We start from the raw sequence: 19538 nt of genomic DNA, 5'->3' as shown, positions 1-19538 counted from the left end.
TATCCTCATTTTAGTTAAAGTCATTTCCCGTCCACCCCTTTTCGGTCAACTTTGCTGTCCAGCAAAAAGCTGTTTGAACGGCGCTGCTATCAATGATCTTCTCAGTTGAACGATCCTTGATAGCAACACCAGAACACTGGAGCCTGCGAGCTTCACTCAGCAGGTAAAAACATTTGTGTGCGGCAGCGGCGTATGACAGTCCAGCTAGTCGCACATTGGAAATACAGTTACGTTTATCGTCGGTCAGGCCACGTTTAGGCGACCAGGTTAGATATAAACCCAGGCTGTCCGGTGAACTGAGACCAGGCCGTTCACCAATCAGAATCAATACCGCCCGGGCGTTTAATGCTTCTCCGATATCATCACCAATCGCCACTCGACCTTGATTGACCAGGCTGATTGGTGCCAAGGAAAAGTCCGGAATTTCTTTAAGCAGTAATGGCAATAAGCTGGCAATAAACTTCACAGCATTTTGATGAATGGCTGTGGCAGATAAACCATCGGCAATCACTAAAGCCAGGTCATAAGGAGTGTTGGTGTAATGCGGTTTCAAACTGGCAAAACCAGAATCATCTAACTGACGACCAAAATCCGGACGTTGCAGATAGGTCACACGATTGATGGCCCGGCTGCTTAAAACTAATGGTGGTTGGGAATTGATTTGTGGAAAATCTTGCTGCAGCTGGATCAGCTGTTGTTTTAAGGCTTCGATATCCAGTTCGGTATGCACGGCATCACGGGCTTGAGCATGGGCTAATTGAAATTCGAGGGTTTCGCGAGTCGGGGTGCTGACACCAGCACGGCCAATACCAATTCGGGCAGCAGTAAATTGTCTGAGTTGACGCCATGGGTTGTGGATCACCATGCTGTCATCCGCCTGGGAGTCATCAACAATCAACATTTCTGCATCTTCAACCATGGTAATGCTTCACTGCAGAGCTGCTGAGGGTGCCGGCAAAGGCGGGTGGCAAATGATTGGTTAACTGAGCCAGCCCGGCATTGCTCATGATCTGCATCTTTTCCAGCCAGACTTCAAATTCCGGTGCCGCGCCTAAACCCAATACCCGGCGGGCATACAAAGCATCATGAAATGAAGTGGTCTGATAATTGAGCATGATGTCATCCGAACCCGGAATACCCATCACAAACGAACATCCGGCAGTGCCAAGTAAGGTCAGTAGGTTGTCCATATCATTCTGATCGGCTTCGGCATGATTGGTATAGCAGACATCACAGCCCATCGGCAGGCCCAGTAACTTGCCGCAGAAATGATCTTCCAGACCGGCACGAATGATTTCTTTGCCATCAAACAGATATTCTGGACCGATAAATCCCACTACGGTATTGACCAGTAATGGGGAATATTTTCGAGCTACGGCATATGCCCGAGCCTCACAGGTTTGTTGATCTAAACCGTGATGGGCATTGGCAGATAAAGAACTTCCTTGTCCGGTTTCGAAATACATGACGTTCTGTCCCACCGTGCCACGGTTCAGTGACAAAGCAGCTTGTTGGGCTTCAGCCAATATCGCTAAATTAAATCCGAAACTACTGTTGGTTTTTTCAGTGCCGCCGATTGATTGAAATACCAGATCTACCGGAGCGCCATTTTCGATGCATTCCAATGTATTAGTGACATGGGTCAAAACACAGGATTGGGTAGGGATTTCATATAAGGAAATCACTTCATCCATTAAATTCATCAACCGTGTGGCCTGAGCGACATTGTCAGTGGCCGGATTGATACCGATAACCGCATCGCCAGAACCGTACAAAAGACCATCCAGTATACTGGCTGCAATACCATTGACATCATCGGTTGGGTGGTTGGGTTGTAATCGGGTGGACAGACGTTTAGGTAAACCAATAGTGCTGCGAAACGAGGTGATTACCCGACATTTCTGCGCGACCAGAATCAAATCCTGATTACGCATGATTTTGCTCACTGCAGCGGCCATTTCCGGAGTGATCCCAGTACTGACCTGCTGAAGTACTTCGGTACTGGCCTCATCAGTCAGCAACCAGTTACGAAAGTCACCTACCGTTAAATGCGAAATAATCGAGAACGCTTCAGCATCATGTTCATCAATGATCAAACGGGTGATTTCATCATCTTCGTATGGCACCAGCGTGTCGTTAAGAAATATTTTTAATGGGACTTCAGCTAATAACAATTGCGCCACAGCCCGTTGTTCTGCAGATTCAGCAATAACGCCTGCCAATCGGTCTCCCGAACGGGCAGGGGTTGCCTTCGCCATCAAATCTGCCAAATCTGCAAATTGATAGGTTTTGCTGCCCAACTGATAACGATAGCTATGACCCATAAATTGCTTTAAATCCAATTAGATGGAATAAATATTGCACCTGAATAAACAAAGTTTACTAACTATGAATGCGATATCTATACCTAGCCAATATCGAAAATCGGCAAAAAAATATTGGGTTTATATTCAGTTACTTACTTAGGCGGTATTGGCATTATTACTAAAACAGGTAAAGCAAATGACAGAAGAACTGGAAAAATTTGCACCTAAACAAGGCGAAGCTGTATCTAAATGGTGCGTTATGGAAGCCAACGATGCAGACGAGCAAGCCCATAATCTGAAAGACTGGCAGCAGCAGTATGATCAGATAAGTAATGGTCGCTTTTACGGAAAGATTGAAGAGGTGATGTTTGAATCAATCCATGCTTTTCGTGAGCACACAAGCCAAACCGTAAGACAACAATGTAATGTCTGGCCAAACGCTATCTGGCTGGGGTTTTCCGCTGACGATAAATCATGTCGTATCAACGGTCATCACGTTAGTAGTGATCACCTGATGATTCGTCCGGGAAGCACACAATTTGAATTGGTTACACCGGAGCAATTCAATATCTTTGGCATTGTGATCAATCAAGACACCCTAAAAGAAGTTGCACGTCTGCATGGAATAGAACTGGATATCAGCCTGTTTCATTCGCCGTTACGGGTATGGCATTCAGAGAAACTGAAGTCACTGCGCTATCTATTAAATGATGTATTGAAACCACAACCGGACAATCTGATAAGGCATCATCAGGAAGATATCTTGATGATGGCGGTGCTGGAAATTTTGCAGCAAAATGACCAAGAGATTCATGAGAAACCAAGCTTTGTAAAACGCCGTGCTGTTGTGCAAAAGGTGACGGCATATCTTGATGCCCGCTCGGATAAACCCATCACTATTACCGATATGTGCGCATTGGCTTATGTGAGTCGACGTACCCTGCAATATTGTTTTGAAGATGTGTTGGGTATAAGTCCACTTAGATACTTGCGTATATCCAGGCTTAACGCAGTCCGAAGAGTTTTGACAACGGGGTTAAAGGAGGATGAAACCATTTCGATGGTGGCTCAGAAGTGGGGCTTTTTTCATGCAGGTCAATTTACTCATGACTACACCAGCCTGTTTGGTGAAAACCCGTCGGTTACAGTATTACGTTATCAGCAACAATCACCGTTTAAAGCTGTGAGTCATAGCGTTAGACAATAACCAACTTGGCGTAGCTATTACTATCAATATCAACGGCTTCTACTGTAATGGTGATTTTCGTTAAGCTGAGCTTTTCCAACGACTGCAAAATCATGGCCGTTAACTGTTGCTTTTGTTGTATGGTACGCCCGCTATGCAGACGAACCGTCACATGGATAAACTCCTTTGAGTTGTCAGCCAATTGATAATGCTCATAAGCCATTGCACGTGTTTTGATATGTGATGCATCAAATAATGCTGTTTCAAGCACCGCTTGATGTACCGCTTCAACTAACCGCGATGGTGATAGTTCAACTGTTTTGGAATATTCAATAATGCAATGCGGCACAGCATTTCCTTATGGAGATGAACGTTAGCTAAGCAACAGATAAACACAAATTAGCAACGCTACACCTGACAGACCCAGAGAAAGAAATAACAGATTGCGATAGGTTGTAACCTGTTTTTTAGCTTCTTCGGCCGCAGTTTCAAAGCCGGTTATTGCCTGCTGCATATTCTCTGCCAGCACATGAATTGATTTAGCATTCTGCGTCGCAGCTTTCTGTAGTTCTTCAATTTGTTTGATTAAAACCGGATCGGCTTTAACGGCTTCAGGCTTGGCAGTAAATGCTGGAATGGCATAGGCAGCAACTTGTGCTACATAAGGTGCAACAGCCTTAATAATTGGTAGAAATTGAATGGCCATAAATTAACTCGTGTTGGGTTGTTTTAGTTATAAGCGTAGAAAAAAATTAAAGATATGGTTTTAACTGCCGTCTTTATAAATAAGTTTGTATCTGGAAACTTTAGCATGAGTAATCCGATTTCTGTTGATATGCGATCCTTCTCCGCATCCAGTTCACCGGCAGGGAAGCAAAACGGCGGGCAGTCGTTAGATGCCAGAATTACTGCGTTAAAACAAAAACTTGTGGATTTGTTTGACGATCTGAAACGGACTGTTCAGGAGGCAAGCCCCGAATCAGCTGAAAAAGCCAAACTGATTCAAGTGCAAATCCAGCTGACACAAGCTCAAATCATCCAGCTTGAAGCGTTGAAGCAACAAAAAATACAAGATGAACAGCGAGCGCAGCAGCAAGCTGATTCAGCAAACAAACAAGCCGCTGTTAAAACAGAACCGACCATCGGTCAAAATATAAACTCCTTTATCTAAACATAACTCCTTAGCTCTACGTCATTGAATTACGCCTAATTGACCTCATTTGGTAAGCTATCCGACTAAATTAATATCAGCAAACCGTAATCCCTTATAAAAACGACGTCATCAATCAAATATGTTTTGCGATATTGTCGCAAAGTCGTTGTCTATTAAGCTTCCGGTAGCAATCATTAATGACTGGCATTGCCCACTAGATTTTAATCCATCGATCTCATACAAGGAGACATCGTGAATAAGGCACTCATTTCGGTTCTTGGCACTGACCAACCCGGCATTATGGCTGCGGTTGCCACAGTCATCACCGAACACGGCGGTAACATTGAAAACCTCAGTCAAACTTTGCTGCAATCAGTATTCGGCGCGTTATTGATGGTGTCGATGCCCGAAGATAAACAGTGCGAAGAACTACATCAGGCTCTTCAGCAAGTTGGTCAGAAAATGCGACTGTCGATTCATGTCGATCCCTGGGATGAGCGGTTAACCCCCTGGCAGGAAAATACACCTGAAGTTCAGCCCTATATCCTGACTGTAATTGGCCCGGATCGTCGTGGTCTGGTGGCCGAAGTATCAACCCAGCTGGCACGTCATGGCGTGAATATCACCAATATTCAGGCGATATTTAAAGGTGGTAAAAATCCGCTGGACAATCTGATGGTGTTTGAAGTCGATGTGCCACGTTCAACTGTGATGCAGGATTTACGTGATGCATTAGATGAAGTTGGCCAGAGACTGGATATCGAAATTGATACGCAACATCGCAAGATTTTCGAATCCGTGAGCAACATCAGTAATTAAGGAAACCCTCATGCTCAACGAAAAAGACATTATTTCAACCCTGATGATGGTACGGGAACAAAACCTGGATCTTCGCACCGTCACTGTTGGTATCAACCTGACCGATTGTGTCAGCCATGATCTGGAAACGTTCAAACGCAAAATTTACGACAAGATCACTCGTTACGCCGGGCAGTTAGTCGCATCCTGTAACCGTATCGAAAGACGTTATGGTATTGAAGTCGCCAACAAACGCATTTCCATCAGCCCAATCGGGGTGGTCGGGGCACCTTTCAGTTCTGAGCAATTAGTTGAAGTGGCCGTCACGCTGGATAAAGCTGCACATGAACTGGGTGTGGATTTTATCGGTGGTTTCACTGCGTTGGTAGAGAAGGGCATGAGTAAAGGCGATCAGGCTTTGATTGAAGCCATTCCTCAGGCTTTGACCGAAACCCAACGCATCTGCTCATCTGTAAATGTAGCCAGCACCCGTGCCGGTATCAATATGGATGCGATCCTAAAGATGGGGAAAATCATCAAACAGGCTGCAGAACTCACTGCCGATGATGATGGCCTGGCCGCTGCCAAACTGGTGGTGTTTGCCAATATTCCGCAAGATGTACCGTTTATGGCCGGCGCTTATTTAGGCATCGGTGAAGCAGATGCCGTTGTCAGTGTAGGCGTGAGTGGACCAGGCGTAGTCAAAGCGGCTTTGGAAAAAGCACTGGCTGAAGATGAAAATATGGATCTGAGCCGTGCAGCGGACGTGATCAAACAAACTGCAGCCAGATTAACTCGTGCCGGTGAACTGGTTGGTCGTGAAGTAGCGCAATTACTTAATCTGCCATTTGGTATTGTCGACTTGTCTTTGGCTCCGACACCGAATCGTAACGACAGTGTTGGTGAAATCTTTGAAGCGATTGGTTTACCGGCCTTCGGTGCTCCAGGTAGTACGGCATTTTTGTCGATGCTTAATGATGCAGTGAAAAAAGGTGGCGCGTTTGCCAGCTCACATGTCGGCGGATTGAGTGGGGCGTTTATTCCGGTTTGTGAAGATTTAACTATTGCGGAATCTGCAGCCAATGGCACCTTGAGTCTGGAAAAACTTGAAGCCATGACGGCAGTTTGTTCAGTCGGTCTGGATATGGTGGCAATTCCTGGTGATACCTCAGCTGAAATGATTTCAGCGATCATTGCGGATGAAATGGCAATTGGTGTGATCAATAAGAAAACGACAGCCGCAAGGTTGATTCCAGCGCCTGGCAAAAAAGCTGGTGATATTGTGCGTTTCGGTGGCTTGTTAGGTGAAGGTCCGGTGATGGCCGTCAATATGGGCAGTCATGAAAATCGCTTCGTTCGTTTAGGTGGTCGTATTCCGGCACCGATCCAAAGCTTGGTCAATTAACCAGACTCTTGTACTAAGAATTAAAAAGCCGTGACAGAAACTGCCACGGCTTTTTTTTAAAAGATGAAGGTAATTATAATTGTAGGTTTTTCGCTTTTCTACGCATTGCTAAAAAACCCATCAAACCAGAACCAAATAACCAAACTGCTGCTGGTAGTGGAACGGCTGAGACATGAATGTTATCCAGCATCGCTCCAACATTATCACCACCTAAGTTTCTAAAGGATAATTTGTCTCCATCCACTAAATCCACCAGGAAAGTATAGGTATGCCAATTTTCATCCCAATCTAAGAGAAGATTGTTAAGAAGTGCTCCCGCACCAAACAAAACAGAAACTTGGTCAGCAGGTCCATTACGCTGATTGCCAGACAATGCAAAACTTACTTTGTATTTACCAGCAGAAAAACCATCTTTAGAAGTCAAAATCCCTGCGTCACTAGTTGAACCGTCGAGGTCTACGCAAAAGCTACCAGTTAAACACGTGATTCCCCATTGATTACCGTTTTTGATTAAATCGACAGTACCGTCGGTGACGTCCCAATTAACGAAGCTGTTATAGTTTAAAACTGAATTAGCCTGACCTTCACCTTCAAAACCATCATATAGACTGGAAATGGTTGCAGCAAAGGAAACTGGAGCAAAACATAAGGCAGATAAAGCTAAAATTTTTACTAAATTTTTCATAGTTACATCCTCAATTTTTGCGGCTCAGCAATCTCAATTTTGAGACCTGAAACTTTCCGTCCTTAATTTGCATTAAGTTTGGCAAAAATTAAAAATAAATGTGTCATATAAAGAGTGACACAAATTCAAACTAATCCTTATTTAAACTTTTTTTAATTGTACTTTGGTACCAACGAACTTAATTAATCACCTACTGTGTATCCGGTAACTTATTAATGCATAAACTAGTTTTACAAATCATTATCCGTCAATGGGATAAATCTCAGCTCTCAGAGCAGCACAAGCAACCAAGAGAAGATTTACCGGATCAATATCCGCTCAGTTCAGCCACTGTTGCTTTATCTGATGGGCGGATTATGCTCGATCAACATGGTGATGATATCTCTGGAAATCGCATTAATTATCAGCTGATAGATGAAAATTCTTTTTTAATTGATCGTTTGCGTATTGATCTAAAAACCAAGACAGTTGAATTTAAATCTCGATTGCAGGCAGATGAACCGCCAATATTGCTGACTACGATAAATGAGGGCTGGATACAGTGTCAGTATCAATGGCGCTATCGGGTTGAGGAAGGTGGTTTTATTTACTGGCTTTACGAAAATGTAGTCATCAACGTCGGTTTTTTTAATGAAATAGATACAAATTTTTTTATCTACAAACCACCTCAGCAACGTTTTGAAAGCCTAGTGGCAAACCAGTAGTCGTCAACCTGCTATAGCAAGGTGGCTATGAACTCTTCCGATGATTGATAGCTGATGTTAAGCAAAGGAAGAGGGTAAATTCCCATACTGTGATGGACTTGCTTAGTTTTGTTATCGCTCAGGTATACAATCCATATCAAGCTACAAAATCATTTTATTATTCAATTAGTTTAATACGAATCGTAGTTGGGCAAACATCCTGTTATAAGGTGAATAATATCCCTTGTAACATTACGGTAATATGCCTAACATGCCCGGGATTTTAGGGTGATAATAGTTAAATAGATCTTAACGTTCTCATTCAGTAAATATTTTCCGGTCTGATGAGCCTCTGTTTTCAATCGTATAGTCTTATCAAACAGTCCCACAAATTATAAAAATCAATAACCTATTTTTATTGTTGATTAAGGTATCGAATAAATTTCCAATGAACCGCTCTTCCAAAACTTATCAGAACCCTAACCGTGATTAGTCGTTTAGCCGATACTTCACCGGTTGCGATTGTGAAGTTTTGTCTGCAAGAAAATAATCAGTTAGCCATACTCGACAGCACTGCGATAATTGTTGATATTTTTGGTTTGAATGCAGAGACGATAATCGAAAATCCTTCATATGCCTGGGAACGTATTCACCACGAAGACCGGGCAAAAATTCTGCAGGAAATGTCTGAATCTGCCCAAGCAATGCAGCCGTTAAATCGTGTGTGGCGTGTTTTACACCCTCATAAGGGTGAAGTTCTGGTTGACTGCAAAGCAATGCCAGAAGTCATTGATGAAAAGGGCATCGTTTGGCATGGGTATTTTCAAAATATCACCGAGATAAAACGGGCAGAGCAGGAAAATCAGGCGCATCTACATTTTCTTGAATGTATGGATCAGGTTAATCGGGCAATTCAAGGCACCAATAATCTCGAACAGATGATGAGTGATGTGCTTGAGGCTATTCTAAGCTGCTTTGATTGTGATCGGGCATGGCTGGTTTACCCTTGCGATCCGCAAAGTGCGACATGGAGTGTCCCCATGGAGCAGACAACGCCAGAATATCCGGGGGGAATGCAGGCTGGGGAAGAATATCCGATGTTTGCTCATATGGCTGAGACCATGACAACTTTCTTGTCAGCCAGCGAACCGGTGACCTTCCAATTAGATGTTGAGAGTCCCGATTCACCTGATGTCATCAAGGATTATCAAGTACGCTCGTTAATTGGTACGGCAATCTACCCTAAACTCGGCAAACCATGGGTATTTGGTTTACATCAATGTTCTTATGCACGAGTGTGGAGCAACGACGAAAAACGTTTATTCAATGAAATAGGCCATCGAATATCTGACGGCTTGACCAGTTTGCTGATCTCTCGCGAGCAACGCGAAAGTGATGAACGCTTCCGACAAGCTTTTGAATTTGCCGCTATCGGCATGGGCATTCTCTCGCTAACGGGGCAATGGTTGAGGGCCAACCCTTCGATCTATGAAATGTTTGGCTACTCCGAAGCTGAATTACTGAAACTCAGTTATCAGGAAATGACCCATCCTGAGGATTTGCAGAATGGGCAATCAGAGCTTGAGCGATTGCTTGCAGATGAAATTCCGTTTATGCAGCTCGAAAAACGTTACCTTCATCGTAATGGCAAATATTTCTGGGCGCGACTGACTACTAGTATCGTCAGAGACGCCAATAACCAACCTCTGTATTTCGTCTCACAAATAGAGAATATTGACGAGCAGAAAAAGTCTGAACAAAGCATCGCTTTATTAAACTTTGCCATTAATCAGGTAAGTGAATGTATCTATCTGTTGGATGCTAAGGGACGTATTCGTTATGTAAACGATGAAACCTGTAAAACAATGGGATACAGTTATGAACAACTGCTCACTATGTCTGTTCCTCAGGTTGATCCAGATACGCAGCAGCGTGAATGGGACGAACATTGGCATGAACTAATGCAGCAACGTTCTATACGTTTGGAAACTCGACATATAACAAAAACGGGCAAGCTGATTCCGGTTGAAGTGAATGCCAATTATTTTGAATATGGTGGTATCGGCTACAACCTGGCTTTAACGCATAACATCACAGAAAGAAAAGCTGTCGAAAATGCTATGCGAGAGCAAGATGAACGTTTCAGACAGTTAGCCGATAACATTGAAGAAGTGGTGTGGTTGTCTAATCTTGCCATGGATAAGATTCTTTACATTAGTCCGGCCTATCAAACTATATGGGGAAGCAGCTGCGATCCCCTTTACGAGAATCCTTCACAATGGCTGAAAACGATTTTTCCGGTTGACCTTGAAATCGTTGTCAATGCGCTATCAAAAGCTAAAGTCTCTGGTGAGTTCGATATCGAGTTTCGAATCATGCGTCCAGATCGCAGTATCCGGCATATTCACCAGCAAGCGTTTCCGATCAGAAATGATATGGGTGAAATCTATCGGATCGCCGGAACGGCACAAGACATCACCGAACGCAAAGAACAAGAAGCGCATATTGAATATCTTGCCTATCATGACTCGCTGACAGCATTACCAAACAGATTGCTAACATTGAATCGTCTGGAACATGCCATTACCCATGCTGTTCGCCACCCTGAAATCTTGGCTGTGTTATTCCTGGATCTGGATCGATTCAAGACCATCAACGACTCACTTGGTCATCAGGCCGGTGATTTATTGTTACAACAAGTCGGTTCAAGATTGCTTGGGGTATTACGAGAAGAAGATACGATTGGTCGTGTAGGTGGCGACGAATTTCTAATCCTGCTACCAAGCCTGGGCACAGCGGAAGATGCTGCTCATGTTGCCAGCAAGCTGCTCGAAGTACTCTCGGCACCTTTCCGAGTTTTGGGCCGTCAACTGCATATTAATGCCAGTATTGGTATCAGCCTATGTCCTCGCGATGCGGATAACGCCGAAATATTAATGAAATATGCTGATACCGCGCTGTATCTGGCAAAAGAGCAGGGACGTGGCGTATATCGTTTTTTCAGTCCTGATCTGGATGACCGAGTGCATGCACGATTGCAGCTGGAAAATGATCTACGCAGTGCAATGGATAACAATCAGCTGTATTTACATTATCAACCACTGATGGATTTAGCTTCGGGAGAATGCATCGGTACAGAAGCATTATTGAGATGGTCACATCCTGAACTTGGCATTATCTCGCCGGTAGATTTTATTCCGGTAGCAGAAGAAACCGGATTGATTTTACCTATCGGTAACTGGGTGTTGAGAACAGCCTGTACTCAAGCAAAAAAATGGTTTGATGCCGGTAAATCAAATTTCCGCATGGCAGTGAATCTATCTCGCAGACAACTCGACTATGATGGCTTAGCCATTGATGTTAAACGAATCCTTGAGGAAACACAGTGTCCGGCTAACTTACTTGAGTTGGAAGTGACCGAGTCCAGTGCCATGCAAAACCCCGAACAGGCGATTGTGATATTGAATTCACTGCATGAAATGGGTATCTGTCTTGCACTGGATGATTATGGAACAGGCTACTCAAGCCTGGCCTATCTGAAACGTTTTCCGTTTGATCGACTGAAGATTGATCGTTCATTCATCGATGGCATTCCGACAGATGCCGACGATATGAGCATTGTGCAAACCACGATTATTCTGGCCCGACAATTACGGCTTAATGTACTTGCCGAAGGTGTGGAAACGCAGGCGCAATGTGATTTTCTCAAACTACATGGCTGTGATGAAATTCAGGGTTATCTGTATGCCAAACCGATGTCGAGTGAAGATGTCGAAAAGCGTTTTGACTACAAAAATTATTCAAAAGGTTGCTTTGAAAACTAACATTTGGTGGCGGGCCGAAGCCCGCCATAAGATTTAACGCTCTTTAATGGAACTCACATCTTCGATAGGGATCTGGTTTTCTTTACCTTCACTATCTTTATATTCCACCATGCCGGTTTCATTGTTTAATTCTGGTTTTGTTGCACTATCAATCATCTGACCATCATTGGTCGCAATAATGTGATTGTTGGCGCAACTGCCAAACCGACAAGCAAAATAGCAAAAATTACAGTGACTAAGGACTGCCTCATAAGTACCTCCTGGAGAGAAAAAACGAAATTGTTTTAATTAGGACGATTCCAACTGGGTATGGTTTCATGAGGTTTTTCCTGACATAGGGGTGAAATGTTGAACTTACTCATGGATAATTTCCTAAAGTATTTAGGATAATATGTGCGGCGAATTGTGGATAACATGTGGCAAGACGCTTGTCAGATGCCCACCAACACGTAAGAATGTGCCATGGATAAACCTCTGCTGGACTCTTTTAGTGAATATGTAGACCTACTGCTCGATGCGATTTGTGCGGTAGATGAAGACAGTCACATCATATATGTCAGTAATGGCGCGCAACGCGTTTTTGGTTATCCAGTAGAAGAATTAATCGGCAAAAAAATGCTAGATTTTCTACATCCTGATGATCAGGATAAAACCCAACATAGTATCTATACCGTGATGCAAGACAAACAGGTCTTGGATTTTGAGAACCGCTATATTCGTAAAGATGGTCAAGTCGTTCATCTGCTGTGGTCTACCAGTTGGTCAGACACACATAAAATGCGTCTTGGTGTCGCCCGCGATATTACTCGCATCAAAGCCGCCGAGGCGATGCAAAATTCCCTTATTGCCATTTCAGATACGGCACATCGAACTAACGGCATCAAACAGATCTGTACGCAGATTCTATTTCATCTCGATGTTCATCTTGCTATCGCTACATTTGGCATTGCTATCTCAGCACCGAATGATGAGCGATGGCTAACGGTTTTTGAAAGTGTTGGCGGTTGTTTGAATATGCTGACAACAGAGTTGCTGTTTCGCATTGCAGGTGAGAATGAAATAGCGTTGCAAATAGTTGATGGCAAATTGATGTTAATGGTGCCATTGGTATTTGATGATGAGTCTGAGGGAATCATCGCACTGGCGTTAATGGATGAGGACTATTCGCTGAATGAAAATGATCGAGCGTTATTAACCTTTACAGCTTTACAAGTCGCCACCGCTATCGAGCGTCACCAGCGATTTGAGCGACTGCAGCATCTGGCTTTGTACGATGCACTGACAGGGTTGCCCAATCGCGAACTTTTCCAGGATCGTGTGCAGCGATCATTGTTAAGAGCCAAGCGTGAACAAAACCACTTTGCCCTAATGTATTTGGATCTGGATAAATTTAAAGAGGCAAACGATACCTACGGGCATGCGGCTGGCGATCAATTATTAAAAGAAGCTGCACAGCGTATTACCGGTTGTGTGCGTGAAACGGACACCGTAGTAAGGTTTGGTGGGGATGAATTTGTGGTGTTGCTTGATAACATCGACAATCGCCAAGGTGCATTCAATGTCGCTGAAAAAATCCGCTTAGTGTTATCAGAACCTTATGAATGGCAAAGCCATAAAATAGAACTTTCAGTGAGTATTGGTATATCGATTTTTCCGGAACAGGGTGAGCAAATCACTCAGCTTATCGCTGCGGCCGATGAGGCAATGTACAAAGCTAAAAAACGTGGGAAAAACTGTATTTTTTAGTTATTCAAGCCACTTTGGGAACTGTGATTATGTTTAATCCATTTCTCTTCAAATTCAGTGATAGTAAGTGGGTATGAGTAAAAGTAGCCCTGAGCATAATCGCAGCCCAATACTTTTAATGCATTAGCGGTTTCTACATCTTCAACACCTTCAGCCAAAGTCTTCATACCAAAAATCTGTGCCGTCGAAATGATGGTTTTAACGATAGCCATGTTTTTACTATCGTTGAGCATATTACGGATATAAAACATATCGATTTTTAGAATGTCAGCTTCAATGTTTCGCAGGTAACTGAGCGAGGAATGTCCCATACCAAAATCATCAATCGCCAGAACAAAGTTTTCCTGTTTGAGTTTTTTAATAATTTCTATAGCAGTTTCTGGATCATGCATGATTCCAGTTTCAGTCAACTCCAGCTCAAAATCCGCCGGACTCAAACCCAATTGTTTTACCTCGGCAATAAATTCATCAATGAAAAGCAAATTATCAATGCTTTTCGCAGAGATATTGATTGCCATCCGAATCCCCCGATCCTCAAATAAGGCATAACCTTGTTTTTTCCAGGAGAGTAGTGCGCTGCAAGTTAACTGAATAACCAATTTAGTGACTTCATTGATCAAGCCACGCTCTTCGGCAATAGGAATGAAAATGCCTGGAGGAACACTACCTAGAGTGCCGTCATTCCAGCGTAACAATATTTCGGCGCCGGTAAGTTGACGAGTTTGAGTATTAACTTGTGGTTGAATTCGGATAGAAAAACTTTCGGGATCAAATTTCAGCGAATACTCAATTCGTTTGGCGATGAGGGAACGACGTTGAATTTCCTCGCCGAGTTGAACGTTAAAAAAGTAACTGGACTGAAGTTTTTCTTTTGCAATATCCAAAGCGATAGCAGCACCCCTGGTGAGTGTTTCAAACGTTTCGGCATCCTGAGGATACAAGGCGATACCAGTTCTGGTATTCACCATTACTTTGGCGTCTGCAATCGTGAAAGGTGCCTTTAAAGTATCTTGCAATCGCGACACCATCATTGCAGCAGCATCGGCTGATTTCACTACTGCTGCCAAAGCAAAAACTTCACCATTGATTCTGGCGAGCGAGTCAAACTCCCGATCAATTGCCCGATGATCAATATCAAACGCTTTGTGGTCACCATTAAAAACACAGTGTGCAAGTGTATCGGCACTTCGGATGGTACTGGCAATACGTCGACCAACAGCATAAAGCAAAGCATCGCCAGCGATATAGCCGAGCGTTTCTTTGACGTCTTCATGATTGACGAGGTCAAGGTAAACAATCGCAATGGTGTAGTTGAAGCGTTTAGAGAGTTCCAGCAGATGTTTAACGCGATCCGTAAACAGATTTTTGTTTGCAAGCCCCGTTAGTTCATCAAAATACGCCAATTGCTTAATTCTATTTTCTTTTGCTCTTATCTCAGTCAAGTCGCGCCAAACTACTTGAATGCAAGCTTCACCATGATAAATAACAGGAGTCAGCGTCACTTCCGTCGGCGTATTTTCACCATGAACAGTATTTTGTAGCCATTCAAATCGTTGATAGCCTTCGGTCAATGCTTTGGAAATGTATTGTTTAGCAAGTTTTTTACTGGAGCTACCAGGTTGGTTCGAAGAAGAAATTTTTAATGGAGACAGGCCTATCAAATCCTGACGTGATGACGCACCATAAAGCTTAACAGCGGCATCATTGCATTCGGTGATGACCATATCTTTGTTGATGATGCCAATAGCATCAGCCGACTTTTGCAATAAAATCGCAATTTGCATTTCGTTTTGCTGGCGTAACTCATCATTTTCATGCAGCGTTTCGGTTAATTGATCGCGAATTTTTCTAGCCTCATACAAGCTTTCAAGCGTTTCTAGAATGGGACTAAGACGTTCTACTGTATTCTCGCTATACCCATCCTTGGCATTGGCTAGACCAATCATGCCGACAATATTGCCATTGTGATAAAACGGAAGACCGAGATAGGAGTTCAATACCGGATGGCCTTCGGGAACACCACCCGAACGACTATCTGAGTTTGGTGAATTGGAAATAACCGGTTTGCCCGTGGTCATGACGCTGCCAAGCAGGTTATGGTGATTATGAAACTCCAGTCCATTAGCCTGATTGGATTCATACAACGCCCGGGTTTCCTCGTTCCAAGCAATATTGGTTAGCGCTCGAAGTTTGAGATAACGGGCATGGTTCTCGTCAAGAAGTACATCACCAATCAGACCAAAATCGCTATTGGTGAACTCTATCAGCTCGTTTAACAGCAATTCCAAAGCACTGTCATATGATGGATTTAGAATAAAAGCTTTTTGAATTCGATCGATGGTTTGCTGCAGTTTTAATTGATCGTCATATTTATCTGAAACCTCTTGCCTGGCAGCCTGAATCGACTCGTGACTGGCATACATATACGCATCAAATGCCAGGGTGATATCCAGTAAGGCAACTTTGTATAACGCGTTGATGGAGGGTTCAATTAACTCAGGCGATTGAGTGAGAATTTTGGCAATGTAATGACTGGTCAGCTCAAGATAAACGGCATATGAACCAATGTACCACTGCGTCGTTAGACCCACTCGTTCATGGGCAATACCTACACGAATACGATCTTTTGCATAATCCAGATCATAGACACCGGCAGTCAGTCTACGAAAATAAGTTTTTTGGGTGGATTGTAGTCGGGCTCTTACTTGAGGATCTGCCAGTAACTCCTGGGCAAAATCGAATGACATCAAATGGTCGTAAAATGAGTTTATTAACTCTGTTTCATAAGCTTGGAGAGGGATATGCAAGGCACAAAGTAGCTCTTTATCTTCATTTCGTAATCGAATTAAATCTTTACGGTCCTGAAAACTGGTTTCATCAAGAGCTGTGTGCCTGAATACGGCGTCCATCGCATGCATCATCCTAAACATCCATTTTTTTGAGAGCAGCTTTGCAGAGTAAAAGTTTCATATCTTTAACTAATTGATGACTAATTTGGTCAACTATTTCTGCAATTTTTAAAATATACCTACCTTACGCGAAAATCCATCACTTTTTGCACTAAAACTTATCTTTTTTAATACAACAATGAGGGGATTTGAGATGTCTTTTGACTGGTATCGTTTGGTTGGAAAGAAGGCAGAATAAAATTGTTATGCTTCCTACTTAACATAGTTTCTCGCTCCCATAACAGTTAATTACACCGCATTAATTACAAACCAATGGTGTAATGCACATAAGCAGTAGCAGACCCAGTGCTTTGAAATGGTAGTTGCTGGTAGTAAAAATCCGCTGAAATTCTTTGGTTACTTGCAGGGCTGAAATAAGCACCTATGCTCGCAACCGGACGAGTACGATTGAGATTATCGTTAAAGTTTTCACTGGTTAAACCACTGACGCCGGTCGCGGTTAAGTCATCTACGGAGTGAGAAAGATCATGCTCAATACCCACACTACCAGTGAGATTCACTTTATCTGTAAGTTTTTGATTGAGCTTCATACCAACTAAAGCAACGGTTGAACGATCTTCAAGAGCGGCATAGGTCAAAGGTGATGAGATAGCTCCTTCTTCTGTATAGCCATCTTGTTTGATTTTGGTATAGCGTAAAGCTGCATAAGGCCTAACTATGGTTCTAGCTTGATTCACCGTGAAGCTGTAACTCAATTCACCTACATAGCTTTGTGTATTGATGGACGTGTCACCAACACCGGCTTCTGAGCTATTCAAGATTTCGCGGGTGGTGGTTAAATTTTTATCTTGGTAGGCATTGGCGATTTTAAATTGATAACCCAAGTGGTCAGGATTTTGATTCCACACGATAAATATTCCCATCAGTGGATTCGCATTTGAAATATCCACACTTGCGACGGTGTTGGTATTGAGATTGTGATTTAAAAAGCCCCCAAAGCGCAGGGTAGGTGTGGCTTTATAACCTGCCACTATGACCGCTGAAGTTTCGTGAGTACTAGGGTTGTCAACATAGGTCTGCTGGCCACCAACCGAGACACAAAAACCTCTGGTATCAAACAAATCACAGTCGTAAGTATTCATGTTGGCAAAATTAGTGGCGATGAGTTGCTGAGAGAATCCACCGCGTAAGTCAGATGCTAAAGATTGGACTGAGACTTGGGTATCAATAACTGACGGGCCTACAAATTCAAATAATAAATCCCAGGCATTTAAAATCGAGTCATTCGCTACAAGGCTATAGTTATAACTGCCATAAGAACCAGTCGTGCCTGAAACATCCGTTAATGTTGTAAAGTTTTGCAAAACACTCAAATATCTTCCCTCAGAAACCACTGAAGCATCCACGCCAGAAACAAGTGTGGTTCCCGTATTCCCATAAATATTAAATGCCATATTTCCGGTGCCAGGAGCGGATAATTGACCATAGTTAGTGGGACTATTAATAATGATGTTGTAACTATTGGGTAAGTTACCAACAATTGTTACAGGGCGGGATGTAAGTGAACCTTGTAAATTATTGAAGACCGTAATTGAGGCACTTCCGGCATTCCCTATACTTCCAAAACCACCAGTAATGCTGCCGACATTGGTTAAAGAATTGATTGTTGACTGATTACTGATGCCGTATCTGACCACACCGGTGATTTGCCCAAAGTTGACTACATCAACATTACCCCCGGGCTTGTTCCACAATCCCCATTGGTTATGGGTATAAATTGACCCATAATTGACCAGTCTGGCTGAGGTTGATGTTTCCAAAATAACCACTGAACGGCCATTAACGCCAAAAGGCGCTGTGTTTGACACGGTGACGCCTGAAGCAATAGTGACATCGGCTCCAGTATCAAGCGTCAGCCCTTTTACATTTCCCCCATCACAACTTGCCGTAATTTCCAGAGTGGATGTGACTGTAACGCCTCCGTTACATAAGGCAAAAGCAGGCTGGGTAAAGAACACCAATAAGATGGAAATAATTAACTTCAACTCTGTTACTCCAGTGAGCAAGCATTAATACTGCAAATTTTTGGTTGAGCAGCGGAAAGTAAAACTACGTTTTTTTTATTGAGCTTACTTAATCGCTTTAGAGTCGAGTTGATAAGTAACTTATTATTTCAATTGATTAAATTTATTTTTCTAAATGCCTTTTGATTTCATTCTTAAGCGCAAGAATTATGGCACTCAGACTAAGTGTTTAGGAATTTTTCACAGGTTATCACTTTTTAAATAGCGTGGTTTAAGTTGTTTATAAATTTTAAAAAAGACATTTTTGAAAAATAATTGACGTAAGAATGTTTTTTTCTCAATTCTCTTTCAGAATCAAAAAAATATAATTAAATATATATAAGATAAAGTAACAGTTAATAGTTCTATTTAAAGATTAATCTTATAAATAGAAATCGATACAGAGCTTTATAGCCGGACATTATTTTTATGAAAGCGGATATAAATAAGATGTCTTATACGTAAATCATTTGATTGGAAAAAGGCAGCGAAATTGTTGGGCTTCGTGCCTCAGCGCCAACCTACCATAAAAGCTCGCTCCTACGCTCCTGCGTGGGAACGGACTCAAGCTGTAAATCTTACTGACGCACTTGTAAAAAGTTCATTTCCTGAGAAGCCAAAACGTTGGGTTAAAAACCAACTTGCACGGCTAGTGACCTTTCCCCTGAATTAGTACCAGTCCCATGATGAGATTTGGCTACTTTATGCTGCCTGTTTAGCGTATTCAACTGGCGGCATGTAATTCAGTGAGCTATGCGGCCGGACATGGTTGTAATGCTC

At 42.8% G+C, this 19538-nt stretch carries 15 protein-coding genes, 1 pseudogene and 1 riboswitch; of the genes and pseudogenes, 7 read left to right on the top strand and 9 right to left on the bottom strand.

Annotated features, from left to right (window positions below; all coding sequences use genetic code 11):
- Positions 1–10: 10 nt before the first annotated feature.
- The gene (eutC, locus tag E8Q33_RS05485) at positions 11–919 is read right to left on the bottom strand and encodes an ethanolamine ammonia-lyase subunit EutC (protein WP_247869947.1); all 909 of its coding nucleotides are present in this window, start codon (positions 917–919) and stop codon (positions 11–13) included.
- Positions 912–2324, bottom strand: a complete 1413-nt coding sequence (locus tag E8Q33_RS05480) for an ethanolamine ammonia-lyase subunit EutB (protein WP_136553411.1) — start codon at positions 2322–2324, stop codon at positions 912–914. The genes eutC and E8Q33_RS05480 overlap by 8 nt, the downstream gene beginning before the upstream one ends.
- Positions 2325–2502: 178 nt before the next feature.
- Here E8Q33_RS05480 and E8Q33_RS05475 point away from each other — a divergent pair, with 178 nt between their 5' ends.
- Complete coding sequence (locus tag E8Q33_RS05475) at positions 2503–3513, top strand: helix-turn-helix domain-containing protein (RefSeq protein WP_136553409.1); 1011 nt, start codon at positions 2503–2505, stop codon at positions 3511–3513.
- Here the strand turns inward: E8Q33_RS05475 and E8Q33_RS05470 are convergent.
- Complete coding sequence (locus E8Q33_RS05470) at positions 3503–3841, bottom strand: 5-carboxymethyl-2-hydroxymuconate Delta-isomerase (RefSeq protein ID WP_136553407.1); 339 nt, start codon at positions 3839–3841, stop codon at positions 3503–3505. The genes E8Q33_RS05475 and E8Q33_RS05470 overlap by 11 nt on opposite strands.
- Positions 3842–3865: 24 nt before the next feature.
- Positions 3866–4198 carry a hypothetical protein gene (locus E8Q33_RS05465; RefSeq protein ID WP_136553405.1) on the bottom strand — a complete coding sequence of 111 codons (333 nt, stop codon included), beginning with the start codon at positions 4196–4198 and terminating at the stop codon, positions 3866–3868.
- A gap of 105 nt (positions 4199–4303) precedes the next feature.
- On the opposite strand from E8Q33_RS05465, the gene E8Q33_RS05460 reads away from it, so the two are divergent.
- The 3 genes from E8Q33_RS05460 (at position 4304) to E8Q33_RS05450 (ending at position 6848) form a co-directional block, all read left to right on the top strand.
- Positions 4304–4663: a FlxA-like family protein gene (locus E8Q33_RS05460; RefSeq protein WP_069296796.1), complete on the top strand. Its 360-nt coding sequence runs from the start codon at positions 4304–4306 to the stop codon at positions 4661–4663.
- 234 nt (positions 4664–4897) lie between these two features.
- Positions 4898–5464 (top strand): glycine cleavage system protein R, encoded by a 567-nt coding sequence (locus E8Q33_RS05455; RefSeq protein WP_136553401.1) that lies wholly within the window; start codon positions 4898–4900, stop codon positions 5462–5464.
- A gap of 10 nt (positions 5465–5474) precedes the next feature.
- Complete coding sequence (locus tag E8Q33_RS05450) at positions 5475–6848, top strand: PFL family protein (RefSeq protein WP_069296794.1); 1374 nt, start codon at positions 5475–5477, stop codon at positions 6846–6848.
- Between the two features lie 73 nt (positions 6849–6921).
- On the opposite strand, the gene E8Q33_RS15945 is transcribed toward E8Q33_RS05450, so the two are convergent.
- Positions 6922–7533 carry a VPLPA-CTERM sorting domain-containing protein gene (locus E8Q33_RS15945; RefSeq protein ID WP_247869946.1) on the bottom strand — a complete coding sequence of 204 codons (612 nt, stop codon included), beginning with the start codon at positions 7531–7533 and terminating at the stop codon, positions 6922–6924.
- A gap of 15 nt (positions 7534–7548) precedes the next feature.
- A riboswitch (cyclic di-GMP riboswitch) is annotated at positions 7549–7626 on the bottom strand.
- A gap of 122 nt (positions 7627–7748) precedes the next feature.
- Here E8Q33_RS15945 and E8Q33_RS05440 point away from each other — a divergent pair.
- Complete coding sequence (locus E8Q33_RS05440; protein ID WP_136553399.1) at positions 7749–8237, top strand: hypothetical protein; 489 nt, start codon at positions 7749–7751, stop codon at positions 8235–8237.
- A 464-nt stretch (positions 8238–8701) separates the two neighbouring features.
- Entirely contained in the window at positions 8702–12040 is a 3339-nt protein-coding gene (locus E8Q33_RS05435) for an EAL domain-containing protein (protein ID WP_136553397.1), read from the top strand.
- A gap of 33 nt (positions 12041–12073) precedes the next feature.
- Here the strand turns inward: E8Q33_RS05435 and E8Q33_RS05430 are convergent.
- Positions 12074–12250, bottom strand: a pseudogene (locus tag E8Q33_RS05430) (YgdI/YgdR family lipoprotein); the annotation flags it as partial.
- Between the two features lie 252 nt (positions 12251–12502).
- Here E8Q33_RS05430 and E8Q33_RS05425 point away from each other — a divergent pair.
- Positions 12503–13786, top strand: a complete 1284-nt coding sequence (locus tag E8Q33_RS05425; RefSeq protein WP_069297038.1) for a GGDEF domain-containing protein — start codon at positions 12503–12505, stop codon at positions 13784–13786.
- Here the strand turns inward: E8Q33_RS05425 and E8Q33_RS05420 are convergent.
- The 3 genes from E8Q33_RS05420 to E8Q33_RS16680 form a co-directional block, all read right to left on the bottom strand.
- Positions 13783–16707 carry an EAL domain-containing protein gene (locus tag E8Q33_RS05420; RefSeq protein WP_168800160.1) on the bottom strand — a complete coding sequence of 975 codons (2925 nt, stop codon included), beginning with the start codon at positions 16705–16707 and terminating at the stop codon, positions 13783–13785. The genes E8Q33_RS05425 and E8Q33_RS05420 overlap by 4 nt on opposite strands.
- Positions 16708–16997: 290 nt before the next feature.
- Positions 16998–18740: an autotransporter outer membrane beta-barrel domain-containing protein gene (locus tag E8Q33_RS05415; protein WP_136553392.1), complete on the bottom strand. Its 1743-nt coding sequence runs from the start codon at positions 18738–18740 to the stop codon at positions 16998–17000.
- 720 nt (positions 18741–19460) lie between these two features.
- On the bottom strand, positions 19461–19538 hold a 78-nt coding region (locus tag E8Q33_RS16680), incomplete at its 5' end, for an integrase core domain-containing protein (RefSeq protein WP_136553694.1).

Origin of the sequence: Methylophaga sp. SB9B, from assembly GCF_004832235.1 — a bacterium.
Taxonomy (GTDB): domain Bacteria; phylum Pseudomonadota; class Gammaproteobacteria; order Nitrosococcales; family Methylophagaceae; genus Methylophaga; species Methylophaga muralis.
The sequence above is the reverse complement of the archived record's forward strand: the minus strand, read 5'-3'. Positions and strand labels throughout refer to the sequence as shown.